The following is a 21,324-nucleotide window of genomic DNA, read 5'->3' as shown; positions in this document are numbered from 1 at the left end:
TGGACATGACGACCACGGACTGGCCCCTCCTCCGCACCTACTCCGGCCGTCGGCTCCGCCGGATCGCCCTGCCGCTCGGCGGAATCGGCACCGGGACGGTCAGTCTCGGCGGCCGCGGCAATCTCCGCGACTGGGAGATCGTGAACCGCCCGGCGAAGGGCTTCCACCCGGGTACGGCGTTCTTCGCGATCCGCACCGAGTCACCTGAAGGCACCGTGACGACGCGCGCCGCCGAAGGCCCGCTGGACCTGAGCGAGTACGAAGGCGCCCACGGCAGCGCCGCCCAGAGCCACGGCCTCCCCCGCTTCCGCGAAGCCACCTTCGGTACGGCGTACCCGTTCGGGCGGCTCCAACTCCGCGATGACGACGTGCCGGTCGAGGTGGACCTGGAGGCGTTCAACCCGTTCGTCCCGACCGACGTCGAGGCCAGCTCGTGGCCGGTCGCCGTACTGCGCTTCGTGGTGACGAACCGGGGCGATCAGCCGTTGACGGTCTCACTGGCGGCGTCGCTGCAGAACTTCATCGGCCGCGACGGCAGCACTGATGTTGCCTCAGACAACTACAACAGTACGGCGACCGGCGCGAGCGGGCCTACCGGCATTCGCGTCGACGGCGTGCTTCTGCGCAGCCGCGGCGTCGATCCGGCTGCGGAGCAGTACGGCTCCATCGCCCTCGGGGTGGTGGACGGCCAGGACCTGAGTCGCCGGACCGGCTGGGCGGACCGGACGTGGGGCGACAGCCTGCTCGACTTCTGGGACGACTTCAGTGCGGACGGCCGGCTCGACGAACGCACCAGCGAGTCCGCGACACCGATCGCCTCGGTGGCCGACCGCCGTACGATCGAGGCCGGCGCGACCGAGCGCTTCACCTTCCTGCTCGGCTGGCACTTCCCGAACCGGCGCGCGTGGGAGAAGCCGGACATCGTCGGCAACCACTACACGACGCTGGTCGACGACGCCTGGACAGCGATCTGCCGGTTCGCTCCGCAGCTCAACGGGTTGGAGCGTCGTACGGTCGCGTTCGTCGAGGACTTCCTCGCCGGCGACCTGCCGGACCAGGTCAAGGAAGCGGCGCTGTTCAACCTGAGCACGCTGCGGACGCAGACCGTGTTCCGGACGCCGGACGGGCGGTTCTTCGGCTGGGAAGGGTGCTCCGACCACGAGGGCAGTTGTTTCGGCAGTTGCACGCATGTCTGGAACTACGAGCAGGCGACGCCGTTCCTGTTCGGTGAGATCGCACGCTCGCTGCGTGAGGTCGAGTTCGGCCATGCGACCAGCGATCAAGGACTGATGAGCTTCCGGGTCGGGTTGCCGTTGGCAACGAGTGCGCGGGACTGGCAGGTCGCCGCAGCCGACGGGCAGCTCGGGTCCCTGGTGAAGCTGTATCGCGACTGGCGACTCAGCGGTGACGACGAGATGCTGCGCTCCTTGTGGCCGGCTGCTCGACGGGCGCTCGAGTTCTGCTGGATTCCCGGCGGCTGGGATGCCGATCGCGACGGCGTGATGGAGGGCTGCCAGCACAACACGATGGACGTCGAGTACTACGGACCCAACCCGCAGATGCAGTCGTGGTACCTGGCGGCCTTGCGTGCCTGTGAGGAGATGGCCCGGTCCCTCGGCAGCGCGGATCTCGCGGATCTCGCGGACGAGTGCCGGCGGATGTTCGAGTACGGCAGCGCCTGGATGGACGAGCACCTCTTCAACGGCGAGTACTACCGGCACGAGATCCGCCCGCCGGCCTCCGCGGACGAGGTCGCACCGGGACTGCGCGAGCGGATGGGCGCGGCCGACCCCACGAACCCTGTGCTGCAACTCGGCGACGGATGTCTCGTCGACCAACTGGTGGGTCAGCATCTCGCCCGGCTGACCCAACTCGGCTCGCTGCACGACACGGACCACGTGGTGACGACGTTGCGCAGCATCCTGAAGCACAACGGCCGGTCCGGGTTCTTCGGGCACTTCAATCACATGCGCAGCTACGTGCTGGGCGACGAGTCCGCCGTACTGATGTGCAGCTACCCGCGTGGCAACCGGCCCGAGCGCCCGTTCCCGTACTTCTCCGAGGTGATGACCGGATTCGAGCACATCCTCGCCGTCGGCCTGATCTCGGAGGGTCTGGTCGACGAAGGGCTGAAGGTGATCGCCGACATCCGGGCCCGGTACGACGGCGAGCGGCGGAACCCCTTCGACGAGGCGGAGTGTGGTCACCACTACGCGCGGGCGATGGCGAGCTGGGGTGCGGTGATCGCGCTGACCGGGTTCGACTACGACGGGCGGACCGGAGCGATGCGGTTCGCGCCACAGGTCGCGGGATCCCGGCACTTCTGGTCCACCGGCGACGCCTTCGGCACCGTGGATCTGGCCGAGGGCACCCTCCACGTCCGCGAAGGCAGCCTGCGGCTCACCTCGATCGAGCTCCCGGATCGTGCGCCGATCGACGTACCGGGCGGCCTGGGAACCGCGGGGGATGTGGTGAAGTTGGGCTGACCATACCAAACGGTATGGTATGGTCGTCGCATGGTGACGCGGACGGAGTGGTTGGAGGCCGGGTTCGAACTGCTGGCGGACGAGGGTGCGCCGGCCGTGACGATCGAGCGGCTCACCGGCAAGCTGGGCGTCACCAAGGGCTCGTACTACCACCACTTCAAAGGCGCCGCGGGGTACCGGACGGCGTTGCTGGAGTACTTCGAGGCGCGGTTCACCACCCGGCTCATCGACACCATCGAGCGTGAGCCGGCCGCGGAGCCGTTGGCGAAGTTGCAGCATCTCCTGCGGCTCGTGGTGTCCGACGCGGACAACGCGAGTCTGGAGATCGCTGTCCGGGCCTGGGCACTACAGGACCCCGAAGTACGGGCCGCGCAGGAGCGGGTCGACCGGGCACGGACGGAGTACCTCAAGGAACTCTGCCGTGGACTGAAGACGGACGTGGACGCGGACCGGTTCGCGGAACTCCTCTACCTGATCTTCATCGGCGCCGAACAGGTGCTGCCGCCGATCGCCACGAACGACCTGCGCGACATCTACGCGTTGACCTTGCGCCTCGCGACGGGCGAGACGTTGCTCGACTAGAGGAGCTGCCATGCCTACCCGCACGGACCTGCCGGAGCTGGACGATCTGCTGCCCACCGTCGACGAGATCGACGTGAAGACCATCCGCGGCGCGGTGTCACTCCGCGAGTTCATCGCGGGCGCACTGGGCTACAGCCCCTTGTGGGTCAAGGGATTGTTCGTGGCCCGGACGGCCGTGGCTCTCGCACTCCGACTGGAGACCGTCGCCCCGCCGACCCGCCGACTGCGGCCGGAGACGGTGAGCTTCACCCCGGGCGAGCTGGACCTCTTCTTCACTGTGGAGCGTGGCGAGGAGGATCACTACCTGCTGCTGAAGATCTCCGACAACCATCTGATCGGCTACCTGGCCTTCATCACCGACAACGCCAAGCCCGAGAGCGAGTTCAAAGTGGTCACGTTGGTGAAGTACGTGCGGCCGGCGGGCCGGTTCTACTACAACCTCATCCGGCCGTTCCACCACATCATGATGCTCAGCATGTGCCGGGCCGCCGTGCGCCAGTAGCTACCGCAGCACCTCGAGTAGCGCGGCGAAGTCTGCGCGATCGACATCCCGGGCACCGATGAGGGCCTGCATCAGCAGGCCGTCCAGCGCGGCAACCAGTAGTCGTGCCTTCTGGGGATCGGCCGTGAAGGCGCGTGCGATCTCGGTCAGCGGTTCGAGCCAGGCTCCCGCCACGGACCTGAGCTCCGGCCGGCGGGCGGCGTACAGATAGAGCTCGTACAGCGCGAGCGTCCGGCCCCGGCGCCGGATGAGGCTGTCCTCGATCAACCGGGATAGTTCGTCCGCCGGCCGCGCGCCCAGTTCGCTCCCCCGCCCGTGCAACTCGACGGCGAGATCGTCCGCGGCCCAACTCAGTGCGGCGATCAGCAGATCGTCCAGGGTCGCGAAGTGATAGGTGATCGACGCGACCGACACATCGGCCGCCGAAGCCACCGCACGATGGCTCACACCTGCGACCCCGTCGCGCTCGATCACGCCGATGGTGGCCCGGAGCAACTCGCTCCGGCGCTGCTCACCACGCATCCGGCGGCCGTCGACACCCTGTCTGACCTGCACGAACATCAAACTATCAGGACGTCTGTACGGATTGTTTTTGGTCCCCGGAATCGTGCGCTTCGGCCGTTTTCGGCGCCTAGGCTCGGATGACGTGACAACCAATGAACTCAGTACGGCGATGCGCCGCGCACTCAAGCGCGCGGACGACGGCAAGACCCTCGACCCGGCCGAAGCCGAAGTGCTGCTGGCGGCCTCGGGAGATGCGCTGACCGCCTTGATGGCGACGGCGGCGCGGGTCCGCGACCAGGGACTGGCGGATGCCGACCGCTCCGAGATCATCACGTACTCGAAGAAGGTCTTCATCCCGCTCACCCGGCTGTGCCGCGACCGGTGTCACTACTGCACGTTCGCGACCACGCCGGGCCGCGTGCACGCGCCGTACCTCTCGCCGGATGAGGTGCTGGAGATCGCGCGGCAGGGTGCGGCACTCGGGTGCAAGGAGGCGTTGTTCACTCTCGGCGATGCTCCGGAGGAGCGCTGGGACGCCGCCCGGACCTGGCTGGAGGAGGCCGGGTACGACAGCACGCTCGACTACGTGCGGGCGATGGCGATCCGGGTGCTGGAGGAGACCGGGCTGCTGCCGCACCTCAACCCCGGGGTGATGACGTGGCAGGACCTGCAGCGGCTGAAGCCGGTCGCGCCGAGTATGGGCATGATGCTCGAGACCACGTCGCGGCGGCTGTTCGAGGAGAAGGGTCAGCCGCATTTCGGCTCGCCGGACAAGGACCCGGCGATCCGGCTGCGGGTGCTCGAGGACGCCGGCCGGTCCAACGTGCCGTTCACCACCGGTCTGCTGATCGGCATCGGCGAGACGCTCGAGGAGCGGGCCGACTCGATCTTCGCGCTGCGCAAGATCGCGCGGCAGTACAACGGGATCCAGGAAGTCATCATCCAGGGCTTCCGGGTGAAGCCCGACACGGCGATGCGCAACGACGACGACGTACCGCTGGACGAATGGCTGGCCGCGATCGCGGTGACGCGGGTCGTGCTCGGGCCGCGAGTGCGCGTGCAGGCCCCGCCGAACCTGGTTGATCTGGCCGAGTGCCGGGCGCTACTCGACGCGGGCGTCGACGACTTCGGCGGCGTGTCGCCGCTGACGCCGGACCACGTGAACCCGGAGCGGCCGTGGCCGCAGATCGACGACCTGGCGAAGGTCACCGCAGACGCCGGCTTCACCTTGCGGGAGCGGCTGACCACGCACCCGGAATACCTGCGGGAGCCTTGGCTCGATCCGCGCTTGATCTCGCATGTCGAGGCGCTGGTCGATCCGGCGACCGGGCTGGCCAATGAGTCCGCGATGCCGGTCGGCCTGCCCTGGCAGGAACCCGATGGCGGCTGGGACAGCGTCGGCCGGACCGATCTGCACACCGCGATCGACACCGAGGGCCGTCGTACCGAGACTCGTTCGGACTTCGACGCGGCGTACGGCGACTGGGACGTGCTGCGCGAGCAGGTCGCGGGGCGATCCGCACCGGAACGCATCGAAGGTGACGTCAAGGAAGCACTGGCCGCCGCCGAACGCGACCCGGCCGGGCTGTCCGACGCCCAAGCGCTCACGTTGATCACTGCCACCGGTCCTGCCCTCGACGCGCTGGCTTCACTGGCCGATGAGTTGCGCAAGGCAACGGTCGGCGACGACGTGACGTACGTCGTGAACCGGAACATCAACTTCACCAACGTCTGCTACACCGGATGCCGGTTCTGCGCGTTCGCCCAGCGGCGCACCGACGCGGACGCCTACTCGCTGTCGATGGACGAGGTCGGCCAGCGCGCCGAGGAAGCCTGGGTGATCGGCGCGACCGAGGTCTGCATGCAGGGCGGCATCCATCCCGACCTGCCGGGTACGGCGTACGCCGATCTGGTCCGCGCCGTGAAGGACCGGGTGCCGGATATGCACGTGCACGCGTACTCGCCGATGGAGATCGTGAACGGCTCGGTCCGCACCGGGCTGTCGATCGAGGACTTCCTGATCTCGGTCAAGGAGGCCGGGCTGGACAGCATCCCCGGTACCGCGGCGGAGATCCTGGACGACGACGTCCGCTGGATCCTCACCAAGGGAAAGTTGCCCACGGCATCGTGGATCGAGGTCATCACCACGGCCCACAAGGTCGGCCTGCCGTCGAGTTCGACGATGATGTACGGCCACGTCGACGCACCGCACCACTGGGTCCAGCACCTGCGCACGATCGCCGCCGTCCAGGATCAGACCGGCGGCTTCACGGAGTTCGTGCTGCTGCCGTTCATCCACCAGAACTCGCCGATCTACCTGGCCGGCGTCGCCCGGCCGGGTCCGACGTACGACGAGAACCGCGCGGTGCACGCGATGGCGCGGATCATGCTGCACGGGCGGATCGACAACATCCAGTGCTCGTGGGTCAAGCTCGGGGTGGACGGGTGCGTCGCGGTGCTGAACGGTGGCGTCAACGACATCGGCGGCACGCTGATGGAGGAGACCATCAGCCGGATGGCCGGCTCCAAGCACGGGTCGCGGAAGTCCATCGCCGAACTGACCGCGATGGCCACGGCCGCCGGCCGACCGGCGCGGCAGCGTACGACGACCTACGGCCAGGTGCCGGAGCGACCTTCGCTCGAACTGGCCTGAGAATCACCGGACGGACCGTGGGCGTTCTGGGTGCAATCGGATGCACGGGAACGCTGATTGTGCAGTGGCGTTCCCTGGTTGGTGTCTGGTCCCCAGCAGCACCAGACACCAACCAGGGAACGGAAACGCCGGCCATGCCCGATGTCGGTCGCCACCTCACTGGCGACCGGCACCGCCTGCGGCACGGCCGGCGTCCTGCTGTTGCCCCGAGAGGGCAGTCGGCCCGAAGGAGGGCGGGCCGGCGTCTCATTCCGTGACCGGCAGGGGAGGTACAGTCCGGTCGCGGACGGGAGTACGTCGGTACCACCTGGAGCCTGTTTGTCAGCGACCCGTCCGTCGCCGACAACTGAACGTTGTCACGTCACCACAACAGCAGACCATCCCCGGGTTCAAACATTTGCATGGCCTTTGAACTGGGCAACCCTCAGTAAACAAACCCTCACTTACCGTGCCTCCGTTGCCTTCCGCAACAACAACCACCCACGCCGGGTCTCCAAATCCAAACCCCAGCCCACTGGCGGGTTGTTTCTCCACTGACGCGCAACAACCCGCCACCCAGCACACAACCCGCCACCCGCCACCCGCCACCCGCCAGTAGCCACCGCCAGTGCCCACCGATCCCGAGCAGTGCCCGACCGGACTGGGATTCGCATCAGCCGGTACGACCAGCGGCCCGACGCGGCCCCCGGAATGCACCGAACAGATCCGTCATATCCGGCCCACTGGCGGGTTGTTTTACCGCTGGCGCGCAAACAACCCGCCAGCCAGCACACAGCCCGCCACCCGCCCTCCTTGACGCGGCGTTCAGGCCGAGGTGCCGCACCGGACTGAACCGGACAGGACCATCCGGCTGACCCCGTGCATCGGAGTCAGCTGGCCGGCTCCATGTTCAGCCGGGGACGGGTCCGGAGGGTTAGTACGGGTAGGTGTCGTCGCGGCGGGTGGGGTCGAGGTCCCAGAGGGAGAAGTCGACGATCTTGTGGGACTCCTCGCCGCCGGCCGGCATCAGGCCGAAGGAGTCGTAGTCCTTCGACCCCATCCCGTCGAGGTAGCACAGCAGCTCGAACGCCGACTGCGCGTCCTCGATGTCGTCGATCACCTCGTCGTTCTGCGCCTCGTCCGCGCGGCTGCGGACGTACTCCACGAACGCGTCCGGATCCGTCACCACGTAGTCGTATCGCGCCTGGTAGCTGAGCCGCACCCCGTCCGCCGGCAGCAGCGGCTCCTCGAGCCCCTCGAGATCCTCCAGGCCTGCGCCCTCGACCATCTCCCGGTAGTCCGCGGGGTCGTCGAAGTCGTCCGGCCCGAGCGGCAGGTCGTCGAGCTCGTCGGGGTCGTAGGAGTCGATCCCAAGAAAGATGTCGCCCCAGCCCCGCTCGTGCACGGCGTCCGCGAGCGCCCGGGCCTGGACCCGGACGTTCTCGATCGCGCCGGTGGCCCGCAGGTCGTGGAGATCCAGAGCGTCGGCCTGCTCCAGCAGCACCCGGGCGAGTTCGCGGGCGGCCTCGGCGGCCGACGCGGGTTCGATCGGCTCACTCATGCTGCGACGGTACAACCATCGGCACCTCCACCGCCGAGCCCGGTACGCCGAACGCGTCGACGAGCTCGACCGCGACCGGCCGAACCGCGGCGCAGAGCTCGTTCACCAGCGCCGTGATCGCCTTCGACCGGCCCGGCGACAACCGCCCGTGCTCGAGGTACCAGGCACGCTCCGACTCGATCGTCGCGAGCGCATGCAGGTCGTAGACGTCCTTCAGCACCTCGCGGAGCTCCTCCGGCGCATCGTCGACCGCCGCATGGAACGCCTCCAGCACGACGCGGTCCACGTGCGCCCGCCCGGCCGCGATGACGTGGTCCTGGCACCGGTTGAACACCTCGAACGGCTCATCCCCGGCATCGATCCCCGCCTTCAGCCGCCGCGCGACCCCGGACAGCATGTGCTCCTCCCGGAACCGCAGCAGCCCCGAGTGGTACGCGTCGTCCCGCAACCCCGCATCCGGATCGTTCGCGTCACTCCGATTCGGTACGACGTCGCGCAGCCGCTCGATGAGTGGTCGCAGGGCCGCCTTCTCAACCGCGATCTCCACCGCCTGAGCCGCGATGAACCGGGCCGTGCCGAGCGGGTCCAGCTTCCCGAACGACTCCCGGTAGTCCGTCAGCAGACCCTTCGCCACCAACTGAAGCAAGACAGTGTTGTCCCCCTCGAAGGTGGTGAACACATCGGTGTCCGCCTTCAGCGTGGCCAGCCGGTTCTCCGCCAGGTAGCCGGCACCGCCGCACGCCTCACGGCACATCTGGATCGTCTCGGTCGTATGCCACGTCCCGAGCGCCTTCGTCCCGGCCGCCTGCGCCTCCAGCGCTCTCCGGTCGTGCTCGTTGCTGCCGTCACCGAACACCCGCACGAACTCGTCGACCAGCTCGGCCTGTGCGAAGTGCAGTGCGTAGGTCCGCGCGAGCAACGGCAGCAGCCGGCGCTGGTGCATCCGGTAGTCCAGCAGCAACGCCTCATCAGCACTCCCCGGAGCACCGAACTGCCGCCGCTGAGCGCCGTACCGGATCGCGATGGTCAGTGCGACCTTGCTGGCGTTGATCGCCGCGCCACCGACCGAGACGCGTCCCTGTACGAGCGTGCCGAGCATGGTGAAGAACCGGCGGTCCGGGTTCTCGATCTCACTCTGGTAGTTGCCACCAGCATCGACCTGGGCGTAGCGGTCCAGCAGCGCCTCCCGCGGCACCCGGACCTGGTCGAACACGATCCGCCCGTTGTCGACCCCGTTCAGCCCCAGCTTCGGGCCGCAGTCGGACAGCGTCACCCCGGGTGTCGCCGTACCGTTCTCATCCCGGATCGGCACGAGCAGGCAGTGCACTCCTCGGCTCTCGCCGCCGACGACGAGTTGCGCGAACACCGCGGCCATCCGTCCGTGCCGCGCCGCGTTCCCGATGTAGTCCTTCCGCGCGGCCGCGGTCGGCGTGTGCACGACGAACTCCGCGGTCGAGGCGTCGTACGTCGCCGCCGTACCAAGGGCCTGCACGTTCGAACCATGGCCAGTCTCGGTCATCGCGAAGCAGCCGAGCAGCCGGCCGCTGAGCGCATCCGCCAGGTAGCGCTCGTGGTGACGCTCGGTGCCCAGGTGCAGAATCGCGCCGGCGAACAGGCCGAACTGCACCCCCGCCTTCACCATCAACGAGAGGTCCCCGAAGGCGAGTGTCTCGAACCCGGCGATGAATCCGCCGAGATCGCCCGCACCGCCGTACTCCTTCGGGAAACCGCGTGCCGGATGACCCTCGGCCGTGACATCCAGCAACACGTCGAGCACTTTGTCGCGGTACTCGTCCGGTGGCAGGCGCACCGACATGTCGAGCAGCTCCGCGTTCGCGCTCAGCCCAGCGCGCACGACGTCCCGCGCCGCCTTGTGCGGCCCGTCCAGATAATCCCACAACCCCGTTGTGCTCATGCTCTTAACCTATGCGGATTCGCCCGTACATTCCGTCACCATCGTGTGACTGTGGACAACTCTCGTCACAATGCGCATCTGCGGCAGTATGCTGTCGACCGTGCCGAACTTGCGGATCAGTGAGGCGGCCGCGCTCCTCGGAGTCAGCGACGACACGGTACGGCGCTGGATCGATCAGGGCAGGCTGCAGTCAGTCCAGGAAGGCGGTCGGATGGCCGTCGACGGTGGCGCGCTCGCCGCCTTTGCCCAGAGCCTGGCGGAGTCGCCCGAGCCGGGGGTCACCGCCGCGGCCTCGGCACGCAACCGCATGCGGGGGATCGTCACCCGTGTCCTCAAAGACGGCGTGATGGCCCAGGTCGAGATGCAGGCCGGGCCGTTCCGCGTCGTGTCCCTGATGAGTCGTGAGGCCGCCGACGAGCTCGGACTCGAGCCAGGTGTGGTTGCGGTCGCCTCGATCAAGTCGACCCATGTGGTCGTAGAAATCCCGGAGGCCTGATGTTCCGTCGTGCAGTGCTCGCCGCGCTTGCCGCCACCGTCGCGCTCACCCTGGCCGGCTGCGGTGACGACACCCCTGCGGCTTCGCCGTCCTCGGACAGCCCGAGCGCCGCGGCGTCCCTGTCCGGGACTGTCAACGTGTTCGCCGCCGCGTCGCTCACCGAGTCGTTCACCCAGATCGGCAAGGACTTCGAGGCGGCTCATCCGGGTGTGAAGGTCACCTTCAACTTCGCCGGCAGTTCGGCCCTGGCGCAGCAGATCAACCAGGGTGCGCCCGCCGACGTGTTCGCCTCCGCCGCGCCGAAGAACATGGACCAGGTGACCGACAAGAACAGCCCGACCACGTTCGTGACGAACACGCTGGAGATCGCGGTACCGCCCGGCAACCCCGGGAAGATCACCGGACTGAAGGACTTCGGGGACAAGAGCAAGAAGATCGCGCTGTGCGCGCCGCAGGTGCCGTGTGGCGCAGCGTCGGAAACGGTGTTCAAGGCGGCCGGGATCACCCCGCAGCCGGACAGCCTGGAGCAGGACGTCAAGGCCGCGCTGACCAAGGTCAGCCTCGGTGAGGTCGACGCCGCGCTGGTCTACAAGACCGACGTACAGGCGGCGAAGGGCAAGGTGGAGGGGATTGAGTTCCCCGAAGCCGGCGAGGCCGTCAACAAGTACCCGATCGCCACGCTGACCAAGGCCCCGAACGCTGACGGCGCCAAGGCGTTCGTCGACTATGTCCTGTCCGACAAGGGCAAGGCCGTCCTCACCGCAGCTGGCTTCGCCACACCGTGAGCCGTCGTAGCAGGAGCACGATCGGGCGTCTGCCCCTCGTGCTCTTGCTGCCTGCGTTACTCGGCCTGGCGTTCCTGCTCATCCCGCTGGTAGGTCTGCTCGCCAAGGCGCCGTGGTCGACGCTGCCGAGCCGTCTGTTCAGTGCTGATGTCTGGGACGCACTGAGGTTGTCTTTGGTCTGCGCAACAGCGGCCACTGCGGTGTGCATGGTCCTGGGGATCCCGCTGGCGTGGTTGCTGGCCAAAGCACCGATACCCGGCCGCGGCGTCATCAGAGCGTTGGTGACTGTTCCACTGGTCCTGCCGCCGGTGGTGGGAGGTGTTGCGCTGCTCCTGGTGCTCGGACGGCGTGGGCTGGTCGGTCAGCACCTGGACGCCTGGTTCGGCATCAGTCTGCCGTTCACCACGGCCGGAGTGATCGTGGCTGAAGCCTTTGTGGCTATGCCGTTCCTGGTCATCTCCGTGGAGGGTGCGCTGCGCGCTGCGGACCCCCGCTACGAGGAGGCCGCCGCGACGCTCGGCGCTGGTCGGTGGCTGACGTTCCGCCGCGTCACACTGCCTTCCATCGCACCAGGTGTCGTGGCGGGCGCCGTACTGTGCTGGGCTCGTGCTCTGGGTGAGTTCGGCGCCACCATCACCTTTGCCGGCAACTTTCCCGGTCGTACGACGACGATGCCGCTGGCCGTCTATCTGGCTTTGGAGACCGACCCGGACGTGGCCGTCGTACTGAGTCTGGTGCTGCTGATCGTTTCTGTCGTCGTACTGGCGTCTCTGCGTGAGCGCTGGATCAGTGGGCTGCGATGACGCTGCATGCCGAGATTCGCGTGACGCGCGGCGAGTTCGACCTCTCACTCGACCTCGCCGTCGAACCAGGCGAGGTCGTCGCCCTCCTCGGACCCAACGGCGCCGGCAAGACCACCGCGCTCCGTGCGATCTCCGGACTGCTGCCGCTGGGCGACGGCCGGATCGCGCTGGACGAGGAGGTGTGGGACGAGCCTCCTCGCACCTTCCGTACGCCGGACCGTCGGCCGATCGGCGTGGTCTTCCAGGACTACCTGCTGTTCGACCACCTGAGCTGCCTGGAGAACGTTGCCTTCGGCCTCAGAGCCCGTGGTGTCGACAAGCACGCAGCCCGCGCGGAAGCCACCCGGTGGCTCGACACTGTAGGCCTCTCGGCGTACGCCCGAAGCCGACCACGCTCGCTGTCCGGCGGCCAGGCCCAGCGGGTCGCTCTGGTCCGCGCGCTGGCGACCAGCCCTTCGCTGCTCCTGCTTGACGAGCCGCTGGCCGCATTGGACGCCAGTACGACGCTCCACGTGCGCGCCGAACTCGGTCAGCACCTGGACCGCTTCCCAGGGCACACGCTGCTCGTCACCCACGACCCCCTCGACGCCATGGTCCTCGCGGACCGCCTGGTGATCGTCGAACACGGCCGCGTGGTCCAGGAAGGCCGTCCCACCGAGATAGCCCGCCGCCCTCGCACCGACTACGTAGCCCAACTGGTAGGCCTCAACCTCTACCGAGGCACAGCATCCGGCACCACCGTCACGCTGTCCGAAGGCGGCACCATGACCCTCGCCGAGCCTGCGACCGGCCCGGTTCACGTAGCCTTCCCACCCACTGCCGTCAGCCTCTACCCCGAGGCCCCGTCCGGCAGCCCCCGCAACACCTGGCCCGCCACAGTGACCGGCATAGAGCAACACGCCCACACAGTCCGAGTCCGCCTGACCGCAACCCCCGCCGGCCCAACCACCCTCCTGGCCGACATCACCCCCGCCGCAGTAGCCGACCTCCACCTGTCCCCCGGCCAAACCCTCCACGCCTCCCTGAAAGCCACCGAAATCCACACCTACCCGGTGTAAAGGCCCCACCCGCAACGCGACAGTTGAGGACGTTCCCGTCCTCGAGGGTGACTGGGCCAGCGCCAGCTCGTCCAACAGCGACTCGCATCGTTGACGGTGCTGTCGAACTCATCCTGCTCGGGTGAAGTCGAGCGCGTCCGAGCCGGATAAGACTCAGGGGCATGACGACTCCTCGTGATGCCAGCGCTGCCGTCCGCGTCCAGCACCGAGCGGCGCTCGAGACTCTGCCGATGTCCGATACTGCCGACTTCGATGCGACCTCACGGGGTCGGATCGATGAGCTCAGCCCGGGTGTGGTGCGGGCCGTGGGCGGCGAGGTGGTGTGGGACAACGACTCGTACGCGTTCCTGGAAGGAGACGCCCCGGACACGGTGCACCCGAGTCTGTGGCGGCAGTCGCAGCTGGTCGGGCGACAGGGGCTTTTCGAGGTGGTCGAGGGCATCTACCAGGCGCGCGGCTTCGACCTGTCGAACATCACGTTCGTCGAGGGCGAGACCGGTCTCGTGGTGATCGACCCGCTGCTGTCGGCACAGACCGCTGCCGCCGCGCTCGGTCTGTACCGCAAGCACCGGGGCGACCGACCCATCCACGCAGTCATCTATACCCACTCTCACGTCGACCACTTCGGTGGCGTGAAGGGCGTGGTCTCCCAGGAGGACGTCGACGCCGGGCGCGTGCGGATCCTCGCTCCGGAGGGGTTCACCGAGCACGCTGTCTCCGAGAATGTCTACGCCGGCACCGCGATGGGCCGACGGGCCGGCTACATGTACGGCGCGGCACTGGCCCGTGGGCCGCGCGGCCAGGTCGGCGCCGGGCTCGGGCAGACGACCTCGACCGGAACGATCACGCTGATCGCGCCGACCGACTTCATCTCCACGACCGGGCACGAGGAGACCGTCGACGGGGTCCGGATGGTGTTCCAGATGGCACCCGACACCGAGGCGCCCGCGGAGATGCTGATCTACTTCCCCGAGCACAGGGCGCTGTGCGCAGCCGAGGACGCCACCCACAACCTCCACAACCTCCTCACCCTGCGCGGCGCGCTGGTCCGCGACCCGCGCGGCTGGGCTCGCTATCTCACCGAGACCCTCGACCTGTTCGGTGCGGACGTCGACGTTGTCTTCGCCTCCCACCATTGGCCCACCTGGGGCAACGAGCACGTCGTCCACTACCTCACCCTCCAGCGCGACCTTTACGCCTACCTGCACGACCAGACCCTGCGGATGCTGAACAAGGGCCTGACCGGCCCCGAGATCGCCGAGCTGATCCAGCTCCCGCCCGTCCTGGACAACGCCTGGCACACCCACGGCTACTACGGCTCGGTGAGCCACAACGTCAAGGCGATCTACCAGCGCTACATGGGCTGGTTCGACGGCAATCCCGCCCACCTGTGGCAGCACCCACCCGTCGAGGCCGCCACCCGGTACGTCGAGTTCATGGGCGGCGCCGACGCTGTCGTGGAGAAGGCCCAGCAGTACTTCGACAACGGCGACTTCCGCTGGGTCGCGGAGGTCGTCAACCACGTCGTGTTCGCCCAGCCGGATCACGCCGCCGCCCGCGAGTTGCTCGCCGACACCTACGAGCAACTCGGCTACGGCTCCGAGAACGGCACCTGGCGCAACTTCTACCTGTCCGGTGCCACCGAGCTACGCGACGGCAGCTTCGGCACCCCGACCATCGCCGCATCTGCCGACGTGGTCTCCAACCTCAGCCCGGACATGTTGTTCGACGCCTTCGCGATCCAGCTCGACGGACCCCGCGCCTGGGACCAGACCCTGTCCATCGACGTTGTCTTCAATGATGTCGACGAGCGCTACCGGCTCCGCCTGTCCAACGGCGCCCTCACCTACAGCTCGGCGCCACAGCGCGGAGACGCCGACGTGACCCTGACCCTGCCTCGCGCTTCGTTGCCCGCCCTCGCCCAGGCAACGACAGATCCCGTCGCGCTGGCTGCTGCCGGCATCGACGTCGCCGGCGACGCCGGAGTCCTCGACCGGCTGTTCGGGCTTCTCGACCCCGGCGACCCGAACTTCACGATCGTCACACCTGACTAGTCCAGACGAAGCGTCGACCAGGACCGCCGGCTGCTGAGCCTTGGGCGGGCATCTTGCAGGTGCTGGACACCGGAGTGGGACCTTCGAGACAGGCGGGGTGACACGCGTGAGGTTGCTGTTCGGATCGCTGGCCGGGTACCGGCCACAATGGCTGCGCCGCGACCTGGTCGCAGGCCTGACAGTGTGGGCGGTGCTGGTTCCCGAGTCGCTCGCCTACGCCACGATTGCCGGCGTCTCGCCGGTCGTAGGCCTGTACGCGGCGGTACCGGCGCTGGTGCTGTACGCGGCCATCGGAAGTTCCCGGCACCTGGTGGTCGGTCCGATGTCGGCGACCGCGGCATTGTCGGCCGGCATCGTCGGCACCTTCGTCGCCGCCGGCGACGATCGGTACGCCGCGCTGACGACCGCGCTCGCGCTGGTGACCGGGGTCATCGGTGTGGTCGCGGGGCTGGCCCGGCTGGGGTTCCTCGCCTCGTTCATCTCCGAGCCGGTGCTGAAGGGGTTCATCGTCGGGTTGGCGCTGACGATCGTGGCTGGACAACTCCCGAAGTTGTTCGGAGTCGAGGGTAGCGACGGCGACTTTTTCGCCAAGCTCTGGCACCTGCTCACCTCGCTGGACCAGACGAGCGGGACCACGCTGGCAATCGGCGTTCTCAGCCTCGTCCTGGTGCTGGGCCTGCGCCGGTGGCTACCGCTCGTCCCGGGGTCCCTGGTGGCGGTCCTGCTCGGCATCGCCGCGGTCGCCCTGTTCGACCTCGACCAGCATGGCGTGGCGATCGTCGGGCCGATCCAGTCGGGCCTGCCGACGTTCGGGCTCCCCTCCGGCTTGGCGTGGGACGACTACCTCGCCCTGGTGGGGCCGGCCGGTGGAGTGCTGCTGGTCGGGTTCGCCGAGGGACTGGCGGCGGCGAAGACGTACGCCGCCCGGGCCGGCTACGACATCGACGCCAACCGCGAGCTGGCCGGTTTGGGTGTGGCGAACCTCGGAGCAGGCGTCGCCTCCGGGATGGTCGTCAACGGCAGCCTGTCCAAGACCGCCGTCAACGGCGGGGCCGGCGCCCGCTCCCAGATCAGCGGGCTGACGGTTGCCGCACTCACGGTCGTGACGCTGCTGTTCCTGACCGGCCTGTTCGAGGAGCTTCCGGAGGCCACCCTGGCCGCCATCGTGATCGCCGCGGTCATCGAGCTGGTCGACATCGCCGCCCTGCGCCGGCTGTATCGCGTATGGACCCAAAGGCTCGGCGGCATCTACGGCCCCGCCGCCCGCGCGGACTTCCTCGCCGCGATCGCCGCGATGCTCGGCGTGCTCGTCTTCGACACCCTGCCCGGCCTGGTGATCGGCATCGCCGTGTCGATGACGCTGCTGCTCTACCGAGCCAGCCGGCCGCACGTGACCAGACTGGTCCGCGTCGGCGACACCGACCGGCCCGGACTCTGGGTGGATGCCGACCGCCACCCCGACGTCCGCCCTGAGGAAGGCATCCTCGTGATCCGGGTGGAATCCGGGCTGTTCTTCGCCAACGCCGATCACGTCCGCGACAGCATCCGTGCCCTTGCCGCACCCGGTCCCGTCGCCGTCGTGCTGGACGGCGAGAGCAGCCCGTTCATCGACGTGACAGCGGCCGGCATGCTCGATCAACTCAGCCGCGAACTCGCTGCCCGCGGCGTACGCCTCTACTTCGCCCGCGACATCGGCCAGGTCCGCGATGTCCTCCACCACACCGACAACGGATCAGGACTCGTGATCTACCGGAACATCGACGCCGCAATCACTGCCGCCCGAGCACATGCGCAACGACCTGACGACTGACGCACGCATCGCTGCTCAACCCCAGCTGTGCTGCGGCCGACCCGTAGTTAGTGCAGTCCGTGGCTCCACGCCAATTGGAGGAGAGCGGCGCCTGCGGGTTGGGTTGGGTTTTGGTGGGTGAAGGTGTTGATTACCTCGGGGGTGAAGGGTTGGGGGGTCAGGAGGCGGCCTTCGGGGTTGGTGGTGGGGAGGTCGGGGAAGAGGGTGTCGAAGATCGTGGAGTCGAGGGACAGGACTGTCAGTAGGTCGGTGGCGAAGGTCAGGGGGTCTACGCCTAGGCCTACGCAGTGGGCTCGGGCCGTGCCGGCTTGGAGTGCGTTGGTCAGCTGGGTGGCGAAAGGCCAGTGCGCGTAGGGGATGGGGGCGGTGGCGCTTCCGTAGTCTTCGGGGTGGGCGGCCAGCTCTTCGGCCAGTTCTCTGGTGAGGTTGTGCCAGAGGGAGAAGTCGTTCTGTTCGTTCCAGGGGGCGTCGGCGCTGGGTTGGAAGATGCCGGAGGGGACTACCTGGTAGAGGCCGCCGGCGTGGCCGACTTTGGCGGGGTCTCGCCAGTGGAGGTAGAAGGTGGATTCGCCGGAGTCGACGTCGCGGCGGATGGTGAGGGTGCTGATCGCGATGTTGGTCGGGCGGTTGGCTGGGTTCCAGGGAGCGCCGATGGATGTGCGCAGCAGGGTGGGGGCGCTCGGGTCGAGGCGTTGGGCGGTGAACTCGTGGGCAGAGGCTTCTCCGGTGTTGATGCTGTCGAAGTAGGTGGCTCGACCCAGGCGGAGGCAGGGCTCGGGGCCAGTCAGGTCCGCGGCTATGAGGCGGTAGGTGGGGCGGTCCTCGAAGACGGCTGGTGGGGCCAGGTCGGCGATGGTTTCGGCGTACGAGCCGTAGTGGGTGCCGTCATGGCGGCGGGGCAGCTGCACCCGGGCTGCGGGTTCGCGGCCGGTGACGCCGGTGAAGGTCGCGTCGGGATCGAACTCGAGAGTGATGGACGCCAGCGGGATGGGTGTCGTCGGTAGCCAGGTTTCTGGTGCCAGCAGCGGTGTGCCTGCAACATGACGGGCTGCAGGGAACTCGTCGGATGCGTCCAGGCCGAGGCGATAACGGTGCTCGACGAGGTGGCGGCGTACGGCGAACCAGGCGTGGCGGCTTGCCTCGACGTCGGCTGTGGATTCCGGCATGACTCATTGCAGCAAGGTGCACGCTCCCCGAGCAACGGCGGGTCCCGTCGATCGTGTGCATCCGACCGACGGGGAGGCCGACTACGTGATCAAGCCTGTTGTTGCCCCAGGCATCTTGGCGATCGCTGCATGACGGCGAACTTGGAGGCCGCCCTCGGCGCTGCACGAGGAACCGTCGGAGAAGTTACGGGCTGTGACGTCAACGGGATGAATTGACATCGTGTAACGGCCGATTTCACGCTCAGAACGCGCGGTATGGTAACGAGGAGTGTTTAGTTACTCACTCGTAGTGTGTGGATTCTTCACACGAGAGTGATGACATCGTGCACTACGCCAGCCCCTGTCCGGGTGTCCAAGATGTGCGGGGCACCACGAGAGGGGGTCGGACAGTCATGCACGAGAGTTACGAGTTCTACTGCCTTGCGGACCGGACGTTCTACGAGACGCCGGCCAACCGTGGTGCCCAGCACCCGGACTTCGCCCTGTCCGGCAGGGCGGTACCGGACGGGTGGCGGCATGTGCCCGGGGAGACCTGGATGCACTACGCGCCGGACGGGCTGGAGCTTCCCGCGCAGGGCTGGAAGATCCACGTGTCGGCCCGGCTCGCGGATGTCGAACGGACGCTCGAGGCCGTCTGGGAGTACTGCGTCCCGCGCGGCATCGCGTTCAAGTTCCTCCGCAACGAGCCCGTCCTCGTGATGGTCAACTCGAAGGCCGCTCCGCGCGGATCGAGTGGCAAGCTCGTGACGATCTACCCGATCGACGAAGCACAGCTCGAGCTCGTTCTCAAGGAGCTCGACGGGATCCTCCACGGCGTCGAAGGCCCTTATATCCTGAGCGATCTGCGCTACGGCGAGGGTCCGCTGTTCGTCCGGTACGGCGCCTTCGTCATCAGGTTCTGTCTGTCGCCGGCCGGCGAGCGCGTGCTGGCGCTCGAGGACGACCAGGGCCGGCTAGTCCCGGACCATCGGGGCCCGACGTTCGCGCTGCCCTCGTGGGTGACGTTGCCGGACTTCCTGCAGCCGCAGCTCGACGCGCGCAACGCCGTCACCACCAACGACCTCGCGTACACGATCGACGGCGTCATCCAGTTCTCCAACGGCGGCGGCGTGTACCTCGGCCACCACAACGAGACCGGTGACCGCGTTGTTCTCAAGGAAGGCCGTCCGTACGCCGGTCTGGACATGGCCGGCCGAGATGCGGTCGCGCGGATCGCCCACGAGAAGGACATCCTCGAGCAGCTCGACGGCCTGGACGTCGTACCGAAGCTGCACGACTACCTCCAGCTCGGTGAGCATCACTTCCTCGTGCAGGAGCACATCGACTCGGTGTCACTGCAACGAGAGCTGGTACGGCGGTATCCGCTGACGCACCCGGATGCGTCCGAGGCGGACAAGGCGGAGTACGCCGAGTGGGCCGCACATTTGGTCGGCAGGGTCGCAGAAGCGGTCGGTCAGCTGCATGAGCGCGGAGTCGTGTTCTGCGACCTGCACCCGGACAACGTCCTGCTCGACGCCAACGGCCGGCTCACGCTGATCGACTTCGAGGTCGCGACTCGCGCCGAGGACAAGGCCCGCTCGACGCTCGCGCATCCTGGCTACGCAGCTCCCGGCGATCGCCAGGGCGTCGACGTCGACCGCTACGCGCTGGCCTGTATCGCGCTCGGCGTCTACGCGCCGCAGGCAACGATCCTGCTGAATCTCCATCCCGGCAAGGCATTCCAGCTCGCCGACATGATCACCGAGACGTTTCCGGTGCCCAAGGCAACCATTGAGGAAGCCGTCCGCATCATTGTCGGACCGAAGGCCACGCACGATCCCGAGATGGTCGACCTGGCCCTCCCCGGCGAGGCCGAGTGGCCCGAGGTCCGCGAGGCACTGACCCGATCCATCGTCGCGAGCGCGACCCCCGAACGCACCGACCGGCTGTTCCCCGGCGACATCGCGCAGTTCCGCGACGGCGGCGGCATCGACCTCGCCACCGGCGCCGCGGGCGTCCTGTACGCACTCGCCACGACCGGCGCCGGCCGCTTCCCGGAGTACGACGACTGGCTGCGCAAGCGGGCCGTGGACACGGAGACCGGTCCCGGCTTGTACGACGGTCTGCACGGTGTCGCGCACGTCCTCGACGAGCTCGGGTACCGCCAGGACGCACTGGATCTGGTCGAGCGCACGCTCGCCGACGACTGGAGCTCCCGCGAGCTCGGGTTGCACTCCGGTCTGGCCGGCATCGGGCTCAGTCTCCTGCACTTCGACACCGAGCCGGCCCTTCGGGCGAAGGCGGTCCGCGTGCTCGACCTCGTCGCTGACCGGCTCGGCGACGTCACCGACGTACCCGAGGTCAGCGGCGGACAGCAGACGCGGGCCGGTTTGATGCACGGATCGTCCGGTCCGGCGCTCTTGTTCCTGGAAGCGTTCGAGCAGCTGGGCGACACCGGGCTGCTCGACCTGGCCGAGATCGCCATCAGGCAGGACCTCCGACGTACCACCCTCACCCCGGATGGGATGCGGCAGGTGGACCAGGGTTGGCGGACCCTGCCGTACCTCGAAGAAGGTTCGGCCGGCGTTGCCCTCGTCCTCGAGCGGTATCTGCGCCACCGTCCCTCCGCGGAGCTCGCGGCGACGCTCGCTGAGCTCCAGCGGGTGACGCATTGCTCCTACTACGTCCAGCCCGGTCTGTTCATGGGTCGCGCCGGTCTGCTGCTCACAGCCGCCTCACTCGGCGAGGAGCAGGCGACGGTCGACGACCTGGTGTACGGGCTCGGCTGGCACGCGATGCCGTACCAAGGCGGTCTCGCGTACCCCGGCAACCAGTTGCTCCGTCTGTCGATGGACCTGGCGACCGGGTCGGCCGGCGTACTGCTGGCCCTGGGAACGGCGCTGCACGACGCGCCGGCGTCCCTCCCGTTCCTCGGACCTCCCCAGTGGTCCGAGTCTCCATCCCGACGATCTGCACCGAAGGAGGTGTAAA

Annotated in this window: 15 protein-coding genes; 11 read left to right on the top strand and 4 right to left on the bottom strand. The window is 68.1% G+C overall.

Annotated elements, in window-relative coordinates:
• Nucleotides 1-5 precede the first annotated feature (5 nt).
• From AB0I34_RS16845 to AB0I34_RS16835, 3 genes are read left to right on the top strand one after another with little or no spacing between them, the layout of a single operon-like run.
• The gene (locus tag AB0I34_RS16845; protein WP_360445870.1) at nt 6-2,486 is read left to right on the top strand and encodes a GH116 family glycosyl-hydrolase; all 2,481 of its coding nucleotides are present in this window, start codon (nt 6-8) and stop codon (nt 2,484-2,486) included.
• Nucleotides 2,487-2,516: 30 nt separating this feature from the next.
• Nucleotides 2,517-3,068: a TetR/AcrR family transcriptional regulator gene (locus AB0I34_RS16840; protein ID WP_360445868.1), complete on the top strand. Its 552-nt coding sequence runs from the start codon at nt 2,517-2,519 to the stop codon at nt 3,066-3,068.
• A gap of 10 nt (nt 3,069-3,078) precedes the next feature.
• Complete coding sequence (locus AB0I34_RS16835) at nt 3,079-3,570, top strand: DUF2867 domain-containing protein (RefSeq protein ID WP_360445866.1); 492 nt, start codon at nt 3,079-3,081, stop codon at nt 3,568-3,570.
• On the opposite strand, the gene AB0I34_RS16830 is transcribed toward AB0I34_RS16835, so the two are convergent.
• Nucleotides 3,571-4,125, bottom strand: a complete 555-nt coding sequence (locus AB0I34_RS16830) for a TetR family transcriptional regulator (protein ID WP_360445864.1) — start codon at nt 4,123-4,125, stop codon at nt 3,571-3,573.
• 91 nt (nt 4,126-4,216) lie between these two features.
• Between AB0I34_RS16830 and AB0I34_RS16825 the strand changes: the two genes are divergently transcribed.
• Complete coding sequence (locus AB0I34_RS16825; protein ID WP_360445862.1) at nt 4,217-6,727, top strand: bifunctional FO biosynthesis protein CofGH; 2,511 nt, start codon at nt 4,217-4,219, stop codon at nt 6,725-6,727.
• 913 nt (nt 6,728-7,640) lie between these two features.
• On the opposite strand, the gene AB0I34_RS16820 is transcribed toward AB0I34_RS16825, so the two are convergent.
• Complete coding sequence (locus AB0I34_RS16820) at nt 7,641-8,267, bottom strand: hypothetical protein (protein ID WP_360445860.1); 627 nt, start codon at nt 8,265-8,267, stop codon at nt 7,641-7,643.
• The gene (locus AB0I34_RS16815; protein WP_360445859.1) at nt 8,260-10,182 is read right to left on the bottom strand and encodes an acyl-CoA dehydrogenase; all 1,923 of its coding nucleotides are present in this window, start codon (nt 10,180-10,182) and stop codon (nt 8,260-8,262) included. The genes AB0I34_RS16820 and AB0I34_RS16815 overlap by 8 nt, the downstream gene beginning before the upstream one ends.
• A 100-nt stretch (nt 10,183-10,282) precedes the next feature.
• Between AB0I34_RS16815 and AB0I34_RS16810 the strand changes: the two genes are divergently transcribed.
• The 6 genes from AB0I34_RS16810 (at nt 10,283) to AB0I34_RS16785 (ending at nt 17,188) form a co-directional block, all read left to right on the top strand.
• Entirely contained in the window at nt 10,283-10,678 is a 396-nt protein-coding gene (locus AB0I34_RS16810) for a TOBE domain-containing protein (protein ID WP_360445857.1), read from the top strand.
• Entirely contained in the window at nt 10,678-11,463 is a 786-nt protein-coding gene (gene modA / locus AB0I34_RS16805; RefSeq protein ID WP_360445855.1) for a molybdate ABC transporter substrate-binding protein, read from the top strand. The genes AB0I34_RS16810 and modA overlap by 1 nt, the downstream gene beginning before the upstream one ends.
• Before the next feature lie 38 nt (nt 11,464-11,501).
• Nucleotides 11,502-12,266, top strand: a complete 765-nt coding sequence (gene modB / locus AB0I34_RS16800) for a molybdate ABC transporter permease subunit (protein WP_360445853.1) — start codon at nt 11,502-11,504, stop codon at nt 12,264-12,266.
• Nucleotides 12,263-13,324 carry an ABC transporter ATP-binding protein gene (locus tag AB0I34_RS16795; RefSeq protein WP_360445851.1) on the top strand — a complete coding sequence of 354 codons (1,062 nt, stop codon included), beginning with the start codon at nt 12,263-12,265 and terminating at the stop codon, nt 13,322-13,324. Before modB ends, AB0I34_RS16795 begins: the two co-directional genes overlap by 4 nt.
• A gap of 161 nt (nt 13,325-13,485) precedes the next feature.
• The gene (locus AB0I34_RS16790) at nt 13,486-15,378 is read left to right on the top strand and encodes an alkyl sulfatase dimerization domain-containing protein (RefSeq protein WP_360445850.1); all 1,893 of its coding nucleotides are present in this window, start codon (nt 13,486-13,488) and stop codon (nt 15,376-15,378) included.
• A gap of 106 nt (nt 15,379-15,484) precedes the next feature.
• Nucleotides 15,485-17,188 (top strand): SulP family inorganic anion transporter, encoded by a 1,704-nt coding sequence (locus AB0I34_RS16785; RefSeq protein ID WP_360445848.1) that lies wholly within the window; start codon nt 15,485-15,487, stop codon nt 17,186-17,188.
• A 47-nt stretch (nt 17,189-17,235) separates the two neighbouring features.
• On the opposite strand, the gene AB0I34_RS16780 is transcribed toward AB0I34_RS16785, so the two are convergent.
• Nucleotides 17,236-18,354: a hypothetical protein gene (locus AB0I34_RS16780; protein WP_360445846.1), complete on the bottom strand. Its 1,119-nt coding sequence runs from the start codon at nt 18,352-18,354 to the stop codon at nt 17,236-17,238.
• A gap of 392 nt (nt 18,355-18,746) precedes the next feature.
• On the opposite strand from AB0I34_RS16780, the gene lanKC reads away from it, so the two are divergent.
• Nucleotides 18,747-21,323 carry a class III lanthionine synthetase LanKC gene (gene lanKC / locus AB0I34_RS16775; RefSeq protein WP_360445844.1) on the top strand — a complete coding sequence of 859 codons (2,577 nt, stop codon included), beginning with the start codon at nt 18,747-18,749 and terminating at the stop codon, nt 21,321-21,323.
• Nucleotide 21,324: the final 1 nt, after the last annotated feature.

The sequence above is a fragment of the Kribbella sp. NPDC050281 genome, assembly GCF_040655855.1.
Lineage (GTDB): Bacteria > Actinomycetota > Actinomycetes > Propionibacteriales > Kribbellaceae > Kribbella.
Note: the sequence above shows the minus strand (reverse complement) of the source record. Positions and strands in the feature narration are given on the sequence as shown.

Bases quoted from the DNA above. Each gene is read 5' to 3' on its own strand.
- AB0I34_RS16835 (WP_360445866.1), top strand. From the start codon at position 3,079: ATGCCTACCCGCACGGACCTGCCGGAGCTGGACGATCTGCTGCCCACC.
- AB0I34_RS16780 (WP_360445846.1), bottom strand. From the start codon at position 18,354: ATGCCGGAATCCACAGCCGACGTCGAGGCAAGCCGCCACGCCTGGTTC.
- modA (WP_360445855.1), top strand. From the start codon at position 10,678: ATGTTCCGTCGTGCAGTGCTCGCCGCGCTTGCCGCCACCGTCGCGCTC.
- AB0I34_RS16845 (WP_360445870.1), top strand. From the start codon at position 6: ATGACGACCACGGACTGGCCCCTCCTCCGCACCTACTCCGGCCGTCGG.
- AB0I34_RS16790 (WP_360445850.1), top strand. From the start codon at position 13,486: ATGACGACTCCTCGTGATGCCAGCGCTGCCGTCCGCGTCCAGCACCGA.
- AB0I34_RS16815 (WP_360445859.1), bottom strand. From the start codon at position 10,182: ATGAGCACAACGGGGTTGTGGGATTATCTGGACGGGCCGCACAAGGCG.
- AB0I34_RS16840 (WP_360445868.1), top strand. From the start codon at position 2,517: ATGGTGACGCGGACGGAGTGGTTGGAGGCCGGGTTCGAACTGCTGGCG.
- AB0I34_RS16795 (WP_360445851.1), top strand. From the start codon at position 12,263: ATGACGCTGCATGCCGAGATTCGCGTGACGCGCGGCGAGTTCGACCTC.
- lanKC (WP_360445844.1), top strand. From the start codon at position 18,747: ATGCACGAGAGTTACGAGTTCTACTGCCTTGCGGACCGGACGTTCTAC.
- AB0I34_RS16820 (WP_360445860.1), bottom strand. From the start codon at position 8,267: ATGAGTGAGCCGATCGAACCCGCGTCGGCCGCCGAGGCCGCCCGCGAA.